The 15,799-nt window shown below is 60.6% G+C and carries 17 protein-coding genes and 1 riboswitch; of the genes, 4 read left to right on the top strand and 13 right to left on the bottom strand.

Annotated elements, in window-relative coordinates:
• Positions 1-8: 8 nt before the first annotated feature.
• Positions 9-1,085 carry a succinyl-diaminopimelate desuccinylase gene (gene dapE / locus ACIOTL_RS06305; RefSeq protein WP_105661518.1) on the bottom strand — a complete coding sequence of 359 codons (1,077 nt, stop codon included), beginning with the start codon at positions 1,083-1,085 and terminating at the stop codon, positions 9-11.
• Between the two features lie 82 nt (positions 1,086-1,167).
• On the opposite strand from dapE, the gene dapD reads away from it, so the two are divergent.
• Positions 1,168-2,121: a 2,3,4,5-tetrahydropyridine-2,6-dicarboxylate N-succinyltransferase gene (dapD, locus tag ACIOTL_RS06300; RefSeq protein WP_105657535.1), complete on the top strand. Its 954-nt coding sequence runs from the start codon at positions 1,168-1,170 to the stop codon at positions 2,119-2,121.
• A gap of 62 nt (positions 2,122-2,183) precedes the next feature.
• Here dapD and ACIOTL_RS06295 read toward each other — a convergent pair whose 3' ends face one another.
• From ACIOTL_RS06295 to fdxA, 4 genes are all read right to left on the bottom strand, one after another.
• A complete protein-coding gene (locus ACIOTL_RS06295) occupies positions 2,184-2,732 on the bottom strand; it encodes a hypothetical protein (RefSeq protein ID WP_400342155.1) in 549 nt (182 codons plus the stop codon).
• 202 nt (positions 2,733-2,934) lie between these two features.
• Complete coding sequence (locus ACIOTL_RS06290) at positions 2,935-4,221, bottom strand: citrate synthase (RefSeq protein WP_105657537.1); 1,287 nt, start codon at positions 4,219-4,221, stop codon at positions 2,935-2,937.
• A 98-nt stretch (positions 4,222-4,319) separates the two neighbouring features.
• Positions 4,320-5,435, bottom strand: a complete 1,116-nt coding sequence (gene dapC / locus ACIOTL_RS06285) for a succinyldiaminopimelate transaminase (RefSeq protein WP_105661519.1) — start codon at positions 5,433-5,435, stop codon at positions 4,320-4,322.
• A gap of 12 nt (positions 5,436-5,447) precedes the next feature.
• On the bottom strand, positions 5,448-5,771 hold the full coding sequence (fdxA, locus tag ACIOTL_RS06280; RefSeq protein ID WP_013349521.1) for a ferredoxin: 324 nt from the start codon (positions 5,769-5,771) through the stop codon (positions 5,448-5,450).
• 214 nt (positions 5,772-5,985) lie between these two features.
• Between fdxA and ACIOTL_RS06275 the strand changes: the two genes are divergently transcribed.
• Entirely contained in the window at positions 5,986-6,228 is a 243-nt protein-coding gene (locus ACIOTL_RS06275) for a hypothetical protein (protein ID WP_133833693.1), read from the top strand.
• A gap of 125 nt (positions 6,229-6,353) precedes the next feature.
• Complete coding sequence (locus ACIOTL_RS06270; RefSeq protein WP_105657540.1) at positions 6,354-6,863, top strand: helix-turn-helix domain-containing protein; 510 nt, start codon at positions 6,354-6,356, stop codon at positions 6,861-6,863.
• A 63-nt stretch (positions 6,864-6,926) separates the two neighbouring features.
• Here the strand turns inward: ACIOTL_RS06270 and ACIOTL_RS06265 are convergent, their stop codons facing one another.
• The 7 genes from ACIOTL_RS06265 to thiO all read right to left on the bottom strand — a co-directional run bounded on the left by ACIOTL_RS06265 (position 6,927) and on the right by thiO (position 13,345).
• On the bottom strand, positions 6,927-7,364 hold the full coding sequence (locus ACIOTL_RS06265) for a hypothetical protein (RefSeq protein WP_105657541.1): 438 nt from the start codon (positions 7,362-7,364) through the stop codon (positions 6,927-6,929).
• A complete protein-coding gene (gene typA, locus ACIOTL_RS06260; protein ID WP_400342153.1) occupies positions 7,345-9,252 on the bottom strand; it encodes a translational GTPase TypA in 1,908 nt (635 codons plus the stop codon). Before typA ends, ACIOTL_RS06265 begins: the two co-directional genes overlap by 20 nt.
• A gap of 147 nt (positions 9,253-9,399) precedes the next feature.
• Positions 9,400-9,942, bottom strand: a complete 543-nt coding sequence (locus ACIOTL_RS06255; RefSeq protein WP_181148843.1) for a GNAT family N-acetyltransferase — start codon at positions 9,940-9,942, stop codon at positions 9,400-9,402.
• A gap of 67 nt (positions 9,943-10,009) precedes the next feature.
• Positions 10,010-11,155: a molybdopterin-synthase adenylyltransferase MoeB gene (moeB, locus tag ACIOTL_RS06250; RefSeq protein ID WP_400342151.1), complete on the bottom strand. Its 1,146-nt coding sequence runs from the start codon at positions 11,153-11,155 to the stop codon at positions 10,010-10,012.
• The gene (locus ACIOTL_RS06245) at positions 11,152-11,973 is read right to left on the bottom strand and encodes a thiazole synthase (protein ID WP_332498441.1); all 822 of its coding nucleotides are present in this window, start codon (positions 11,971-11,973) and stop codon (positions 11,152-11,154) included. Before ACIOTL_RS06245 ends, moeB begins: the two co-directional genes overlap by 4 nt.
• 2 nt (positions 11,974-11,975) lie before the next feature.
• The gene (gene thiS / locus ACIOTL_RS06240) at positions 11,976-12,221 is read right to left on the bottom strand and encodes a sulfur carrier protein ThiS (protein ID WP_105657546.1); all 246 of its coding nucleotides are present in this window, start codon (positions 12,219-12,221) and stop codon (positions 11,976-11,978) included.
• Between the two features lie 26 nt (positions 12,222-12,247).
• A complete protein-coding gene (gene thiO, locus ACIOTL_RS06235; RefSeq protein ID WP_400342149.1) occupies positions 12,248-13,345 on the bottom strand; it encodes a glycine oxidase ThiO in 1,098 nt (365 codons plus the stop codon).
• Positions 13,343-13,447, bottom strand: a riboswitch (TPP riboswitch). It overlaps the preceding gene by 3 nt.
• Before the next feature lie 10 nt (positions 13,448-13,457).
• On the opposite strand from thiO, the gene ACIOTL_RS06230 reads away from it, so the two are divergent.
• The gene (locus ACIOTL_RS06230) at positions 13,458-14,486 is read left to right on the top strand and encodes a GNAT family N-acetyltransferase (protein ID WP_400342148.1); all 1,029 of its coding nucleotides are present in this window, start codon (positions 13,458-13,460) and stop codon (positions 14,484-14,486) included.
• Positions 14,487-14,569: 83 nt separating this feature from the next.
• Here the strand turns inward: ACIOTL_RS06230 and ACIOTL_RS06225 are convergent, their stop codons facing one another.
• Positions 14,570-15,790, bottom strand: coding sequence for a mechanosensitive ion channel (locus ACIOTL_RS06225; protein WP_133833686.1), 1,221 nt, complete (start codon positions 15,788-15,790; stop codon positions 14,570-14,572).
• Positions 15,791-15,799 lie beyond the last annotated feature (9 nt).

The raw sequence follows: 15,799 nt of genomic DNA, 5'->3' as shown, positions 1-15,799 counted from the left end.
CAGCCTCGCTAGCCCAACCAAGTACGCAGGGTCTGCAGGCAATCGCGGATGGCCTGCTGCGGCACATGCTCATCATCGCTGTGCGCCAGCAGCGCATCGCCCGGGCCGAAGTTCACGGCAGAGATGCCCAGGGCGGAGAAGCGGGAAACATCGGTCCATCCGTACTTCGGCTTCGGTTCCTGGCCCAGTACCTTGATCAGGTCTGCGGCGATCTCCTGGTCCAAACCGGGTTTGGCGCCATCAGCGCCATCGGTGCGTTCAATGTCGAAGCCGTCGAAAAGCTCAAGGACCACGGCTTCAGCTTGGGCCAGTGTCTTGTCCGGAGCGAAGCGGTAGTTCACTTCCACCTCGCAGTAATCGGGAATCACGTTGCCGGCAATGCCGCCGGCAACACGGACCGCGTTCATGCCTTCACGGTAGTCCAAGCCCTCAACGGTGATGGTCCGGGGCTGGTAGGCAGCCAAGCGCTGCAGGATCTCCCCCGCATCGTGGATCGCGTTATGCCCCATCCATGCACGTCCCGAGTGGGCTGCCTTGCCGCGGGTGCGGATGACGAAGCGGCTGGTTCCGTTGCAGCCGCCTTCGACGGTGCCGTCGGTCGGTTCCAGCAGGATCGCGAAGTCGGCCTCCAAGAGTTCCGGGCTGTTCTTGGCCAGGCGGCCCAGACCGGATTTGGCTGCTTCTACTTCCTCGTGGTCGTAGAAGACGTAGGTGATATCGTATTTGGCCTCGGTCAGTTCTGCAGCCAGCGCAAGCTGCACGGCGACCCCGCCTTTCATGTCCGTGGCACCACGGCCATAGAGCACCCCGTCGATGACTTCTGCGGGCACGGTGCCCTTGGCGCCCTCGGTGCGCGGCAAAGGCACGGTATCGAGGTGCCCGGCCAGCACGACGCGGCGTTCGCGGCCGAAGTTGGTGCGCGCTACGATGGCGTCCTGGTCCCGGTGCACATCAAGGTGCGCCTGCTTCCGCAGCGCCTGGTGCACCTTGTCGGCCAGCTCTTGCTCGTTGCCGGAAACGGATTCAATGTTCATGATCTGCTCGGTAAGCAGGGCAACGTCTTGCTGCAGGTCCAATTCGTTCACGGCTGGCTACGTCCTGAGTCTCTAGCTTCACTTTTTTGTCATTTATCAACGTTACTCCGGGCAACAAAGATACGATCAGTGTATGACTTCAGAATCTGTGACATCCAGCGAATCATCTGTCCGTTTAGCCTCAGCCCATGGCCTGGCAACGGTCGCATCCGATGGAACGATCCTTGATGTTTGGTACCCGGCTCCAGTCTTGGGCGAACTCGCCAAGGCTGAAGGGCTCTCCGGTGAACTCGCTGCCGCCGCGCAGGACGATGCAGCCCGCGGCACCACCCAGAAGGTCGTTTCACTGACCATTAATCTTGATGTAGCACCAGCTGACACCGCCGATGTGTGGCTGCGCCTGCACCTGCTCTCGCACCGTCTGGTCCAGCCGAACAGCATCAACCTCGACGGCATCTTCGGCCACCTCGCCAATGTCGTGTGGACCAACTTCGGGCCTTGCCAGGTAGAGGGCTTCGAGGTGACGCGCTTGAAGCTGCGCGCCCGTGGAGCGGTCACCGTGTACGGCGTGGACAAGTTCCCGCGCATGGTCGACTACGTGGTCCCAGCCGGCGTGCGCATTGCCGACGCTGGCCGCGTGCGCCTCGGCGCACACCTGGCCGAAGGCACCACCGTCATGCATGAAGGATTCGTCAATTTCAACGCCGGCACCTTGGGCACTTCGATGGTGGAAGGCCGCGTGTCCGCTTCGGTCGTTGTCGGCGATGGTTCGGATGTCGGTGGCGGCGCCTCGATCATGGGCACCCTCTCCGGTGGCGGCAAGGAGCGCATTGTCATTGGCGAACGCGTACTGCTGGGCGCCAACGCCGGTGTAGGCATTTCCATCGGTGACGACTCGGTAGTGGAAGCTGGCCTGTACGTGACTGCCGGCACCCGAGTGGTTCTGGGCGAGAAGCAGGTCAAGGCGCTGGAGCTTTCCGGCGTGCCGAACCTGCTCTTCCGTCGCAATTCGATCACCGGCGCCGTTGAGGCGTTGCCGCGCGCCGGCCAGACCGTAGAGCTGAACAGCGCACTGCACGCCAACTAGTTCTTGCCCTGCAATCCAACTGGCAGATCACGGAAGTGATCTGCCAGTTTTTTATTGCTCGGCTATCCGCCGGGGAAGATGATGGTCACCATCGGCTGGATGAAGCCGTGGAAGGCCTTGGAGTCGCGTAGCAGCGACGTACTGGCAACGATGGTAGCCGTGCCGGTCAGCCATGCCCTGGGCTCGTCCAGGGGCACGTCAATGAGCTGGATTTCCTGGCGGGTGGATTGCATGCCGTGCTCCACCCCGTGGTCGATGAGGATTCCTTCCAGCTCATCCATGCGGTGCGGCACGTACTTGCCACTGTTTTCTGCAAAGTCCTGGGCATGCTGCTGGGCAAAAACCGTGGCCTGGCCGTAGTGCGCGCGGGCCAGCCGGGCCAGGGCCGGGTAGCCGTCGTCTTGAAGCCGTTCAATCAGTGCATCGCTGGCCGCCGGCTCCTTGGCCGGCGCTATTGCGGTCAGCGAATCCCACCAGGAGCTCCATTCCTGCTTGAGCTGTCCATGCGAGTCGTCGATCTTGTTGCGGTTCTTGATATTGGAAGCCAGCCGGCTATTGGGTCCGGCCTCCGCGGGGTGGACGCCTGACAGTTCGCGCAGGTACAACGCCATCAGCATATTCTGATTGGTATTTATGGCTAGCGACCAATTATTTCCACGACGTTGGTACATGCATACCACCTGACTCTTCGGCACACTTGTCGTTCCCTCTGCCTCATAGGATACTCCCGAAGTACCGCTTAAAACAGGGAAGGACCTGTCGCCCCACTTGCGTGGGAAGACAGGTCCTGCCGCCGGGATCCGGAAACTCGCCCTAGGCCTGGTAGCCGGGATAGTCGCGAGCGGTTTCACCCATGTACAGCTGGCGTGGGCGGCCGATCTTCAGCTCTGGGTCCTTGATCATTTCGCGCCACTGTGCGATCCAGCCTGGCAGACGGCCGATGGCGAACAGCACGGTGAACATCTTCTCCGGGAAGCCCATTGCGGTGTAGATCAAGCCGGTGTAGAAGTCCACGTTCGGGTAGAGCTTGCGCGAGATGAAGTACTCATCATTCAGCGCAGTCTCTTCCAGCTTCATCGCGATCTCAAGCAGCTCGTTCTTGCCCTGCTTTGCCAGCAGGTCGTGAGCGGTCTTCTTGATGATCTTGGCGCGTGGATCGTAGTTCTTGTACACACGGTGGCCGAAGCCCATCAGGCGTACGCCGTCTTCCTTGTTCTTGACCTTCTGCATGAAGTCTTCTGGGGAGATGCCGGAGGACTGGATCTCGCGCAGCATCTTCAGCACGGCTTCGTTGGCGCCGCCGTGGGCTGGGCCGGACAGTGCATGGATACCTGCAGAAACCGAAGCGAACATGTTGGCTTCGGAGGAACCGACCAGGCGCACGGTGGAGGTGGAGCAGTTCTGCTCGTGGTCAGCGTGCAGGATCAGCAGCAAGTCGAGGGCCTTGACCACATCCGGATCCGCAAGGTAAGGCTCGGCAGCGGTGCCGAAGCACAGGCGCAGGAAGTTCTCGACCATGTTCATCGAGTTGTCCGGGTACAGCAATGCCTGGCCGATGGACTTCTTGTGCGCGTACGCAGCCAATACCGGCAGCTTTGCCAGCAGGCGCAGGGTCGAACGCTCAACCTGTGCGTCATCCTTCGGATCCAGCGAATCCTGGTACCAGGTCGACAGGGCCGAAACAGCCGAGGACAAGACCGGCATCGGGTGCGCGTCGCGCGGGAAGCCGCCGAAGAAGCCCTTGAGCTCTTCGTGCAGCAGGGTATGGCGGCGCAGCGAATTGTCGAACTCGGCCAGCTGATCAGCAGTCGGCAGTTCGCCGTAGATCAGCAGGTAGGTTACCTCGATGAAGCTGGACTTCTCGGCCAGCTGCTCGATTGGGTAACCGCGGTAGCGCAGGATGCCCGCGTCGCCGTCGATGTAGGTAATCGCGGACTTGGTAGCCGCGGTGTTCATGAAGCCGGGATCGTAGGTCACGTTCCCGGTAGTCTTCAAAAGTGGGGCTACGCCAAATCCGTCATTGCCCTCTGCTGCCTGAATTACTGGCAGCTCGAGGTTGGATTCTCCAAAGTGTAGCTGTGCAGATGTGGTATCTGTCATTGCATCTCCTAACCGGAAAGCGTGTAGTTCCGAAAGGTCAGTCGTCACCGTAGAACATACCGCGATTTGACCCATTCAAGCTAATTAGGGTGTCATCTTCACCGGTTGGCGGAAGAATTCAACCGTTCAACGGCAGCCGCGATCCGCTCATCGGAGGCGGTCAAGGCCACGCGTACATGGCGTTCCCCCGCGGTGCCGTAGAAGACGCCAGGACCGGCAACGATGCCCAGTTCCGCCAGCGCCCCGATGGTTTCGAAGCTTGGCCGCCCAGCGGTGCACCACAGGTACAGTCCTGCCACCGAATCATCGATGGCCAAGCCGAAGTTCTCCAGCGCTGGCCGCAGCATGGCCCGGCGTGCCCGGTACAGCTCGCGCTGCGCCGCAACATGCTCGTCGTCATTCAATGCCACCACCATGGCGTGCTGGATTGGACCGGGCACGATCATGCCCGCATGCTTTCGACTGTTGACCAGAGTTGGCATCAGGTTCGGGGCGCCGGCAACGAAAGCGGCGCGGTATCCGGCGAGGTTCGACTGCTTGGACAGCGAGTACAGGGCGAACAGGTCATCGAGGTTTCCTCCGTTGACCGCCGGGTCCAGGATGCTTGGCACCTGGCCCTCGTATTCATCCCATCCCAGTTCGGCGTAGCACTCATCGGAGGCCACGACGGCACCCATCTCACGCGCCTGGGCCACGATGCTTGCCAGCTCGGCAGTAGCACGGACCTTGCCGGTCGGGTTGCCTGGCGAGTTGACCCAGATGAGCTTCACGCGTTCACGCTGCTCAGCAGTCAAATCCGAAAGGTCGTCGGTGGCGATGGGGGTCGCGCCAACCAGCTGGGCGCCGATGTCATAGGTGGGGTAGGCGATCTCTGGACGGACCACGATGTCGCCGGCACCCAGGCCCAGGAACAGCGGCAGCCATGCCACCATTTCCTTGGAACCGACCGTTGGCATGACATCATCGGTGCTCAAACCGGTGACATTGCGGCGACGGGCGAACCAGTCGACGATGGCCTCGCGAACTTCAATGGTGCCGTGCGTGGTCGGGTATCCGTGCGAGTTCGCCGCCTCGGCCAGCGCCTGCTGGATCAGTTGCGGCGTGCCATCGATCGGCGTGCCGATCGACAGGTCCACGACTCCCCCCGGATGCGTGGATGCTTGCTCGCGGTATGGGGCGAGCTGGTTCCAGGGGTAATCGGGGAGCTCAAGCATAAAAGTGAAAACCTAGCCTTGGTTCTGTGGTGGCAAGGCGCTGATCAGTGGGTGGTCAGTGCCGGTGTTACCAATTTTAGCGGCGCCGCCCGGGGATCCAAGTTCGTCGAAAAAGTCGACGTTTGCCTTGTAATAGTCGGCCCATTCATCCGGCACGTCATCTTCGTAGTAGATGGCTTCAACGGGGCAGACAGGTTCGCAGGCGCCGCAGTCAACGCATTCATCCGGGTGAATGTAGAGCGAGCGCTCACCTTCATAGATACAATCTACCGGGCACTCTTCGACGCACGCCTTGTCTTTAACGTCGACGCACGGCTGAGCGATGATGTAAGTCACGAGGGCCGAGACCTTTCCTTGCACTGGGTGGTTTCAACAGGAGCTAGTGGTTTCCTCAGATGCTCTTTGAATCCTTTACCAGCTCAAACTACAGTCTAGTCCTGATACCCATGCATCGGACCGCCCATTGGCTCGCTGTGACGTAATCGACCATTCACATTTCAGCTTCCCGGGGTCCAGATGAATTCTTCTTACGAAAAGATGACGCTTCCAAATGCTTAATTTCAGTGATGTGACGCCCGGTGAACGGCTTGTTGTCCGCTACCGCTTGGCCGACGGCCGGGCCGGTGAGCATTTTTCCGATGCACTGGGCGAGCTGCAGGAAGTGACGGAGGAATCGGTGAGCATCCAAACCCGGGCTGAACTGGTATGCATCCCCCGCGCGGCGATCACTCACGCCAAGCGGGTACCGCCGGCTCCGGCGCGCCGCAGGCCCCGTGCCCCTCGCACCGAGTAGCAGCCTGCAAGCCGTGCAATTTTCCTGCTTCCAGGTGTTGCTGCCGCGGGCACACCCATACCGCTTGGGACGACATGTGATTTGAAACTGCCAATCACTCAGCGCTTTTCGCGTATGCTGTTTCCATGCCCTCCGATAAACTTGTCCAATCGCGAGCACGAGCCCTCAGCTCCCCGCTGAGGCTTCGCATCTTGCGCTTGTGCCTGCATGAGTCACGAACGAACAAGGAAATTGCGGACATTCTCGATTTGAATCCCGCCACCTCCTTGCATCACGTGCGAACCCTGGTCAGCAACGGTTACCTCGCGGCAGAAGAATCACGCCGAGGCAACCGTGGCGCCAAAGAAGTGCCCTACCGCAGCACCAAGCAGTCCTGGGGCACGCGCATTCCCGACGCGGCCCCCATGCTGGTGGACACCTTCCTGCAGGAAATCGAGGGACTTGATCCCCAGGAGATACAGGTAATTCGTTTGGGCCTGAAGCTCAATGAGGAAAGCCAGAAGGATCTCATGAGCCGGCTGCGCGCTGTGATTGAGGACTACGCGATGCGAGATCCGGATCCAGATGGCGTTGCCACCTCGTTGTTCTTGGCCCACCACCTGGATATCACCGGCAATGCGCGCAAAGACCAGTAGCCTGCTTTTCGCCTAATTAAACACAGAAGGAGCTCTTCCCGTTGGGAAGAGCTCCTTCTGTTTTCAGTTCTGGCGTTGTTGCTTGCGCAGCACTCGCAAGGAGCACAGCAGGGCAATCACGGATGGAATAACCATTCCATACATCCACAAGGCCGAGGCCAGCGTTGGCCCGGGCAGGTACTTGTAGTACTCCATGCCCAAGATCAGCTGGTCATCGCCCACATAGGAAATCAGGCCAACGGTCACATAGCAACCGATGAACCCCAGCGCACCGGCCCACAGCTTCGATGAAGAAACCGCAGCCCAGTACACCAGAACTCCGAGCAGGAGCCAGGCCAGACCCACACCCCAAACCAGCGGGATGTCGTTTCCGACATAGCTGATGGAGGCGTGGATTGCGGTCCCGAATAATCCTGCTGCCACGGCGGCAACAACACCGCGCCAGAGCGCGGAGAAGTTGCTGCCGAGGGATTTGCGCTTATTAGGAGCGAGCGCGTGCACGGGTAGCCTTGGCACGGTCGTTGGCGTTCAGCAGAACCTTGCGGATGCGGATGGCTTCCGGGGTAACCTCAACGCACTCGTCTTCGCGAGCGAATTCGAGCGACTCTTCCAAGGTCAAGTTACGTGGTGGGGTCAGGTTCTCGAACGAGTCCGAGGAAGCAGCACGCATGTTGGTGAGCTTCTTTTCCTTGGTGATGTTCACGTCCATGTCGTCGGCGCGGGAGTTCTCGCCGACGATCATGCCCTCGTAAACCTCTTCGGTTGGCTTCACGAAGAAGTTCATGCGCTCCTGCAGGTTGATCATCGCGAATGGAGTCACAACGCCTGAACGGTCGGCAACGATCGAACCGTTGATGCGGTATTCGATTGGGCCTGCCCATGGCTCGTAGCCTTCAGCCAGCGAAGCAGCAATGCCGGCGCCGCGGGTTTCGGTCATGAAGCGGGTACGGAAGCCGATCAGGCCACGTGCTGGAACTATGAATTCCATGCGAACCCAGCCGGTGCCGTGGTTAGCCATGTCGGTCATGCGGCCCTTGCGCGATGCCATCAGCTGGGTGATAGCACCCAGGTACTCTTCAGGCACGTCGATGGTCATGCGTTCCATTGGCTCGTGAACCTTGCCGTCAACCATCTTGGTAACAACCTGTGGCTTGCCAACGGTCAGCTCGAAGCCTTCACGGCGCATCTGCTCAACGAGGATGGCCAGTGCCAATTCGCCACGGCCCTGGACTTCCCAAGCATCTGGACGCTCGGTAGGCAGGATGTTCAGCGAAACGTTGCCGATCAGTTCCTTGTCCAGGCGATCCTTGACCTGTCGTGCGGTGACCTTGGCGCCCTTGACCTTGCCAGCCAGTGGCGAGGTGTTGATACCGATGGTCATCGAGATCGCAGGTGGATCAACGGTGATCAGTGGCAGTGGCTTAGGGTTCTCAAGGTCGGTGAGGGTCTCGCCGATCATGATGTCTTCGATACCGGCAACTGCAACGATCTCGCCTGGACCAGCTTCGTCAGCTGGAACGCGGGTCAAGCCCTGGGTGGCCAGCAGTTCGGTGATCTTGACCTGCTTCATGGTGCCATCCTGGCGGGCCCAGTTAACCTGCTGGCCCTTGCGCAAGGTGCCGTTGATCATGCGCAGCAGCGCCAGGCGGCCAAGGAATGGCGAAGCGTCAAGGTTGGTGACGTGGGCCTGCAGGACTTCACCTTCGGTGTAGGTCGGTGCAGGAACGTGCTTGATGATGGTCTCGAACAGTGGCTCAAGATCTTCGTTGTCCGGCAGGGTGCCATCGCCAGGCTGGTTCATCGAAGCGTAGCCGGCCTTGCCCGAGGCGAAGACGACAGGAACGTTCAAGATTGCGTCCAGATCCAGATCCGGAGCTTCGTCAGCCAAGTCCGAAGCCAAGCCCAGCAGCAGGTCCATGGAGTCGGAGATGACGCCATCGATGCGGGAGTCGGGACGGTCGGTCTTGTTGACCACGATGATCACTGGCAGGTTGGCGCTCAATGCCTTGCGCAGCACGAAGCGGGTCTGCGGGAGCGGGCCCTCGGATGCGTCAACGAGCAGAACCACGCCGTCAACCATGGACAGGCCGCGTTCCACCTCGCCACCGAAGTCGGCGTGGCCTGGGGTGTCAATGACGTTGATGGTCATCTTCTTGCCCTCGGCTGCTGGGCCGTTGTAGAACACGGTGGTGTTCTTAGCAAGAATGGTGATGCCCTTCTCGCGTTCCAGCTCACCTGAGTCCATCACGCGATCTTCGGTTTCACCATGGCTGTCGAATGCGCCAGTCTGCTGGAGCATGGCGTTGACGAGGGTGGTCTTGCCGTGGTCAACGTGCGCAACGATGGCTACATTGCGAAGTTCATCGCGAGTAATGGTGTTTGCTGACATGCGTGAAGGCTCACTTCCGCTCGAAAATTTGGGTCTGTGGAGTCGGGGCCAAAGTCGACCCAACAATCCAGTTTACGCGCTCGAGACTCATAGTCTGTTGATCTGTGTCAGAACATACAGGAATTTCATGTATCTGTCGCAAAGAATTCAGCGGATTAACCGCGTTGGCATCCAAAAACGCAGCTTGCTAGGCCCAAAGTTGACTTCAATTTCCGGGAGTTCAGCGTCAAGCAAGCCGCCGCATTTTTCTATGGTGGATTTTGAACCGATGTTATCGGAATCACAGGTAACCAGCGCATGTTCAATTCCTGATTCGCGAAGTTCCTGCAACCCGAATTTGCACAGTTCCTGTGCCACACCACGGCGACGATACTCGGGAACTACACCATAGCCGATATGTCCGCCGACCTGAAAAAGGCTCTCGTTGATTTCATATCTGACGGAAACCCGGCCCACCAGGTCCCCCTCGTCAAAGGCGGCGAACAGCGCCGAGCGAACCCAGCCTTCTGGAATGTGCTCGCCTCGGCGCCCTGCCTTCATCCGGTAGATATAGTCCTCCCAGTCCTCGGCTGCAGACCAAGTCGGCAAGAACTCGAAGTCTTCGCGAAGCATCAAGTGGTGGGCGTCGATTGCCTGCTGTTCGTCCTGGCTTTCCAATTCACGGATCTCCAGCGTCTTTCCCAACGTCATAGCGCCAGTATGCCAGAGCGCCTCCACTTCCCACCGGTGAATTGCGCGCCAAAGATGCGCCTGAGCCCTAGTAGGCCACCTGCTGGCCCTGCACTTGCCTGGCCCATTCCACGGTTCCGCCGCTGAGGCTGTAGACGGCAATGCCTGCATCCCGACCGGACATGGTGATCCGCGCTGCCTGCTGCGAACGGGCACCGGTTTTGCACACGAATACGACCGCCGAAGCGCTGTGCGCGAGCTTTCCCAGTCCCCGTTCTTTGAGCTGCGCGAGCGGAAGGTGCTGGCTGTGCGGGATCGCTATGATGTCGCGTTCCCAGGATTCGCGCACATCCACCAGCAATACCGGTTCTTCCGTTTCCAGCTCCGCTAGCTGCTGAACCGTGAGCTCCGGGACATGCCCTTCGGCAGCGCAGGAAACCGGCTGGTACTCCCCCAGCCCGGTCACCGGCTCACGTTGCGGATCCCTGGCGAATTCGAGGGTCCGCACAGTGGCTTCCAGCGCATCATAGAGCCAGAGCTTGCCGCTCAGGGTGGTCCCGATTCCGGTAATGAGCTTCAGGGCTTCGGCGCACATCACCGAACCGATAACGCCGCACAGTGCGCCGAAGACTCCTCCTTCGGCGCAGCTGGGCACGGAGTCCGCGTCGGGGATTTCCGGAAAAAGATCACGCAGCATCGGGCCGGTGCGCGGATCGAAGACGGACACCTGCCCGGAGAACTGGAAGAGGGTTCCCCACACCAGCGGGGTGCCGGTGATTTCCGCGGCATCATTGGACAGGTACCGCGTGGCAAAGTTGTCGCTGCCGTCGATGACCAAGTCATATTCACTGAAAAGTGCCACGGCGTTGGATTCATCCAGCTTTTCATCCACGGTGATGATCTGGACGTTCCGGTTCTGCTCGTGGGCCATCCGCCGCACCGAATCCACTTTCAAGCGCCCTGCATCCTGTTGCCGGTGCATGGTTTGTCGTTGCAGATTGGACAGCTCGACGGTGTCATCGTCGATGACCCCGAGGGTGCCGATTCCCGCAGCGACCAGGTAGCTGGCAATGGGACTGCCCAGGCCCCCGGCTCCGATAACCAGCACCTTGGCGTTGGCGATGCGGCGTTGCCCTTCTTCTCCCACCCCGGGCAGGGACAAGTGCCGGGAGTAGCGCGCCAGCTCTTCCGGTTCCAGCTCCGCGCCGGGTGCGACCAGGGCTTCCCGGCTCACGAGAAGTCACCGACCAGGGTTTGCATCATGCCTTCGGCCGGCGATGAGGCCAGTGCGGTATCGCGGCGCGGGATCCGGCCAGCGAGCCGCGCGGCGCGCCCGGCACGCACAGCATCCTTCATGGCCCTGGCCATGAGCGGCGCGTTGTGCGCCCGGGTCACCGCGCTGGCCAGCAGCACCGCGTCGCAACCGAGCTCCATGGCCAGGGCCGCATCCGAGGCGGTGCCCACCCCGGCGTCAAGGATCACCGGTACCTGCGCGCGCGAGACGATGGTGGAAATATTGTGCGGATTCAGGATCCCCAGGCCCGAGCCGATCGGTGCTCCGGCCGGCATGATTGCCGCAACCCCGGCGTCCTGCAGGCGCTGGGCAAGTGCCGGATCATCATTGGTGTAGGCGAAAACCTGGAACTCGTCGGCCACTAGTTGCTCGGTGGCCGCATGCAGTTCCAGCGGGTCCGGCAGCAGCGTGTGCTCATCGGCAATGACTTCGAGCTTGATCCAATTGGTTTCCAGAGCTTCACGGGCCAGGTGCGCGGTGAGGATCGCATCGCGGGCGGTGAAGCATCCAGCGGTGTTGGGCAGCGCAATCACGTTGTTGCGCTGCAGCAGTTCATACACGTTGCCTGCGCCGGCCGCCGAAAAGTGGCGGATGGCCACGGTGGTCAGCTCCGTTCCGGAGGCCTGCAGGGCGCTTTCCAGGGTGGTCAGCGAACTCGCTCCCCCGGTGCCGAGGATCAGGCGCGAGGACAAGGAGCGTCCGGCGATCTGGAATGGGTCGCTGTGGATGTCCAGCTCGGTGATGTTGCGCGTTTCCATGCCTAGCCTCCCTGGGCCGCGGTAACGAGTTCAATGCTGTGCCCTTCGGCCAGCAGGTAGCTATTCCAGGCGCTGCGTGGAACGACAGCGCCATTGACGGCGGCGGCAACTCCGAGCTTGCTGCCGTCAGCGGCCACCGAGTTGGCGTCCAGTTCCTTGCCGATTTGCGTGCTGATGAATTCGCGAAGGGTGGTTCCTTCGTCCAGGTTCAGTTGCCGTGAATTGAAATTGATGCCGATGCTTGTCATGGTTGCTGCTCCGTTCGGTGAGCGGTCTAGGTTGCGTTGGCAAAGCGGTGGGGATCCACAGCCTGGTGCAAGGGGTGGGATTGGTGGCCGTGGGCGAGATCCGCAGTGAGCGTTGCGCCCAGCGGAGCCAGCAGCACGCCGTGCCGGGAGTACCCGGTGCAGAGCAGCAGCCCTGGATCAAGGCGTCCCAGCAGCGGCCGGTCATCTGGCGTGGCGGGACGTGCCCGGGCCGTTGCTTCGTTCAGCGTGCAGTCGCTGATGCCGGGGACAAGCTTTCTCGCGTTGTCCAACAGCAGGTGCATCGCGCCAATGTTCACCGCTTGTTGCCGGTCTTCACGGACGCTGGCGCCAAGGACGAGGCTACCGTCCCTTCTCGGCACCAGATACACCTGTTTCCGGTGCACGATGCCGCGGATGGTGCGGGTGATGAGCGGCGGGCCTGCTGGTCCCTGGATCCGGAGGATGTCCCCGTAGACCGGGCGCAGCGGAAGTTCGTTCAAGCCATCGAGGGTGCCAAGACCGGTGGCCACGATGGTCTGCTCCGCTTCGAGGATTCGGCCCGATGCGGTCCGCACAGCGGTGGTCCGCTTCCCGTCGGTCACCAGTGCCTGCGCCCGTTCCTCGACCAGGTGCGGACGCAGATGCTCCAACAGGATCTTGACGATGGATCGAGGGTCGACCTGGTGGTCATCTTGGCACAGGACCGCGCCAGAAATATTGGCGGCCAAGGCTGGTTCGAGCTTGCGGGCTTGGCTGGGCAGCAGCTTTTGCGCTGACAGGCCGAGGGATATCTGCAGTTCGGCCAGCTCGTGCAGGGCTTCGCGGTCCGCAGGCTCTGCGGCGACAACGAGCGTGGAGTTCTGCAAGTAGTCCGGGCGTTGCCCGGTGGCCGATGCGATGCGCTCGATGAACTGCGGATAGGCGGCATTCGAGGCGGCAAGCAGCTGGTGCAACGGGCCATTGCCCCAGACCGTTTCAGCTGCCGGGGCCAGCATTCCTGCTGCCGCGTAGCTTGCACCTTGGCCGGGTGCCGGATCGATGAGGGTGACGGTGTGTGCGCGTGATTCCAGCTCGAACGCGACGGCCAGGCCGATTATCCCGGCGCCAACAATGTTGACATGCACAAGGGCACGCTTCCTTCCTACGGCGGCATGACCCGCATCAGGTGTAGCGGTCGGCTCGGTGCCCTCTCAGCCTGGTCGATTCAGGCTCCCGCGGATTACAGCGATTATAAGCATGATGCAGCTCATAAAGTCGAACTTCATTGAACGCAGTTCCGTCATCTTCTGTGATGTACTTGCTGACATGGCATTCCATGACTTCCCTATCGTGCTTCCCCAAGGTTCTGCGCTATCCAGCACCATCATCTCGTTGGAGCAAGAACTCTTGGAATCCAGCCAACGCCATAGCCAGGAGCAATTGCAGCGGCGCTTGCATCCTCGGTTCGCCGAGGTGGGAGCCAGCGGGCGAGTCTATGATCGCGAGGCCATCATTGCCCAGCTGGCCCGGGAGCCGGCACGGGATGCCGGGGCGTTGAAAGTCGAAAGCCCGGTGGCTCTCCAGCTTTCAGACCAGCTGGTGCTGCTGCGCTGGAAGCTGCTCGCCGGTTCCCCCAGCGAACGCAGTTCACTGTGGATCCATGAGCAGGGCCGCTGGCAGCTGCTCTTCCACCAGGGCACGGCCGCCGCTCATCCGCAGCCATCTGCAGGACCGAAGGAAACCGTGCATGCCGACGGTGAATTCACGGTGCGCCGGCTGCGCCTTTCGGATGCCGAAGCGGTCTTCGAGGCATTCTCCTCGAACCCCGACATGTTGCGCCAAGGCGACGCCGATTCCCCGCAAAAGGCTGAGTCGTATGTGCGCGCACTGCTGGAGGCCGGGGAACGCCAGCAGGCGATGGCCGTCGCATATCGGGATCGGCTGGTGGGACTGGTGTGCGGTACGGTCGACCCGGCCAATCAGAACGCGTGGATTTGGTATTGGATGAACCAGAATTACTGGGGCCGGTCGCTGGCCACCCGCGCCGTGGCAACCTTGGTGGATTACCTGTTCGACGAGCTGGGACTGTACCGCTTGGAGCTGGGCTTGCGGGCAAATAATCCCGGGTCGAAGCATGTGGCAGAAAGCAACGGCTTCCTGCACGAAGGTGTCGAGCGGGGCAAATTCCTGGTTGCCGGAGAACGCATCGATGTGCACACCTACGCGCGGTTGCGTACCGATGGCGGCTCTGCGGTCATGCCCTTGCCGTGGGGCACGCAGCAGTAGCTTGGCGGGCATCAAAAAAGTCGCGGAATCCGGTTTTGGATTCCGCGACTTCTTATCTGTCCCTCAGGTTTTGTGATGCGTGGTTAGATGCCTGGGTTCGATGCCGGTGGCGTCGAGTCCGGGCCATTGGTGGCCTGTTGGGCCTCCATCTTTTTCAGCGTGCGGGCCGCAGCATCACGACCGCCGAGGCCAAAGGCCAGAGCCGCTGCCAATGCTGCGCCAATGACGATTGCGCCGAAGGCCATGTTGATGATCGAATCGGCGATACCCATGTACTTCAGGCCCATCGCCACGAACAGCGCAATTGCCGTGTAGCGGATGATCTTCGAAGCAGTAGTGTCACCCAAGAAGCGGCCAATCACATTGGCGATGACGAAACCTGCGGCGATAATTGCTGCGCCGAAGAGGATCTTGCCGCCCAAGGCCAGGATCTCATTGAGGATATTGGTGATCGCTGGGAAGTTCAGCATCTGGGCCGCCATCACACCGAAGAACAGCACGATAGCAATCTTGACGATGCCAGCGATGATTCCCGAAGCGCTCTTGCCCTCGGGAACTACGCCCCACTGGGCAACAACAGTGTCGGTACCCACGCCGTGGAGGGTGGATTCAAGTAGCTGCCCGACGAACTTGGCAATCAGGATACCCACGGCCAAGAGCGCCAAGGCCATGATGACCTGCGGGATTGCGGTGAAGACCAGCTGCAGCATCTGCTGGGCAGGTACCGAAATTGCCGCGATGCCCAGAACCTGCAGGGCTGATATTGCGACGACTAGCAGGATCAAGGCGAAGACGATGTTGGCAATGATGTCAACGATCTTCGCTTGGGATTCGCGAGACTGAACTTCATCTACTGGTTCGTTGCCTGGGGTGACCTTGCGGACCAGTCCGCTAAAATCGACAGTTCCCAAACCGGTCCTCAGCAGCTGGCGAACGATATTCGCGATGACGTAGCCAATGAAGAAGATGAAGCCCGCACCGATGAGGTTGGGGATGAAGGCCATGACGCCGCCGAGCATGCCCTGCACCGGCGATAGCACTTCGGATAGAGCGAAGACCTGCAGGATTGCCACGAGGCCGAAGAGCCAGACAATCAACCCCGCGACCTTGCCCAGGGATTGGCCTATTTGTTCTCCGTCATTGCCCTGCTTTTGCAGGAACTTCACCCTGTTCACCAGTTTGGCGGCAGCCCAACGAATTATGCGTGCAACTAGCCACGTAATGATGAGGATGATTAGCGCGATGCCAACCTTTTGTAGCATCGACGCCCAGTCGATATTGCCTAAAACGTTCTCAGACTGCATTGCTGCTCC

This window comes from Glutamicibacter sp. NPDC087673 (genome assembly GCF_044743255.1).
In the GTDB taxonomy this organism is placed as follows: Bacteria; Actinomycetota; Actinomycetes; order Actinomycetales; family Micrococcaceae; genus Glutamicibacter.
Note: the sequence above shows the minus strand (reverse complement) of the source record. Positions and strands in the feature narration are given on the sequence as shown.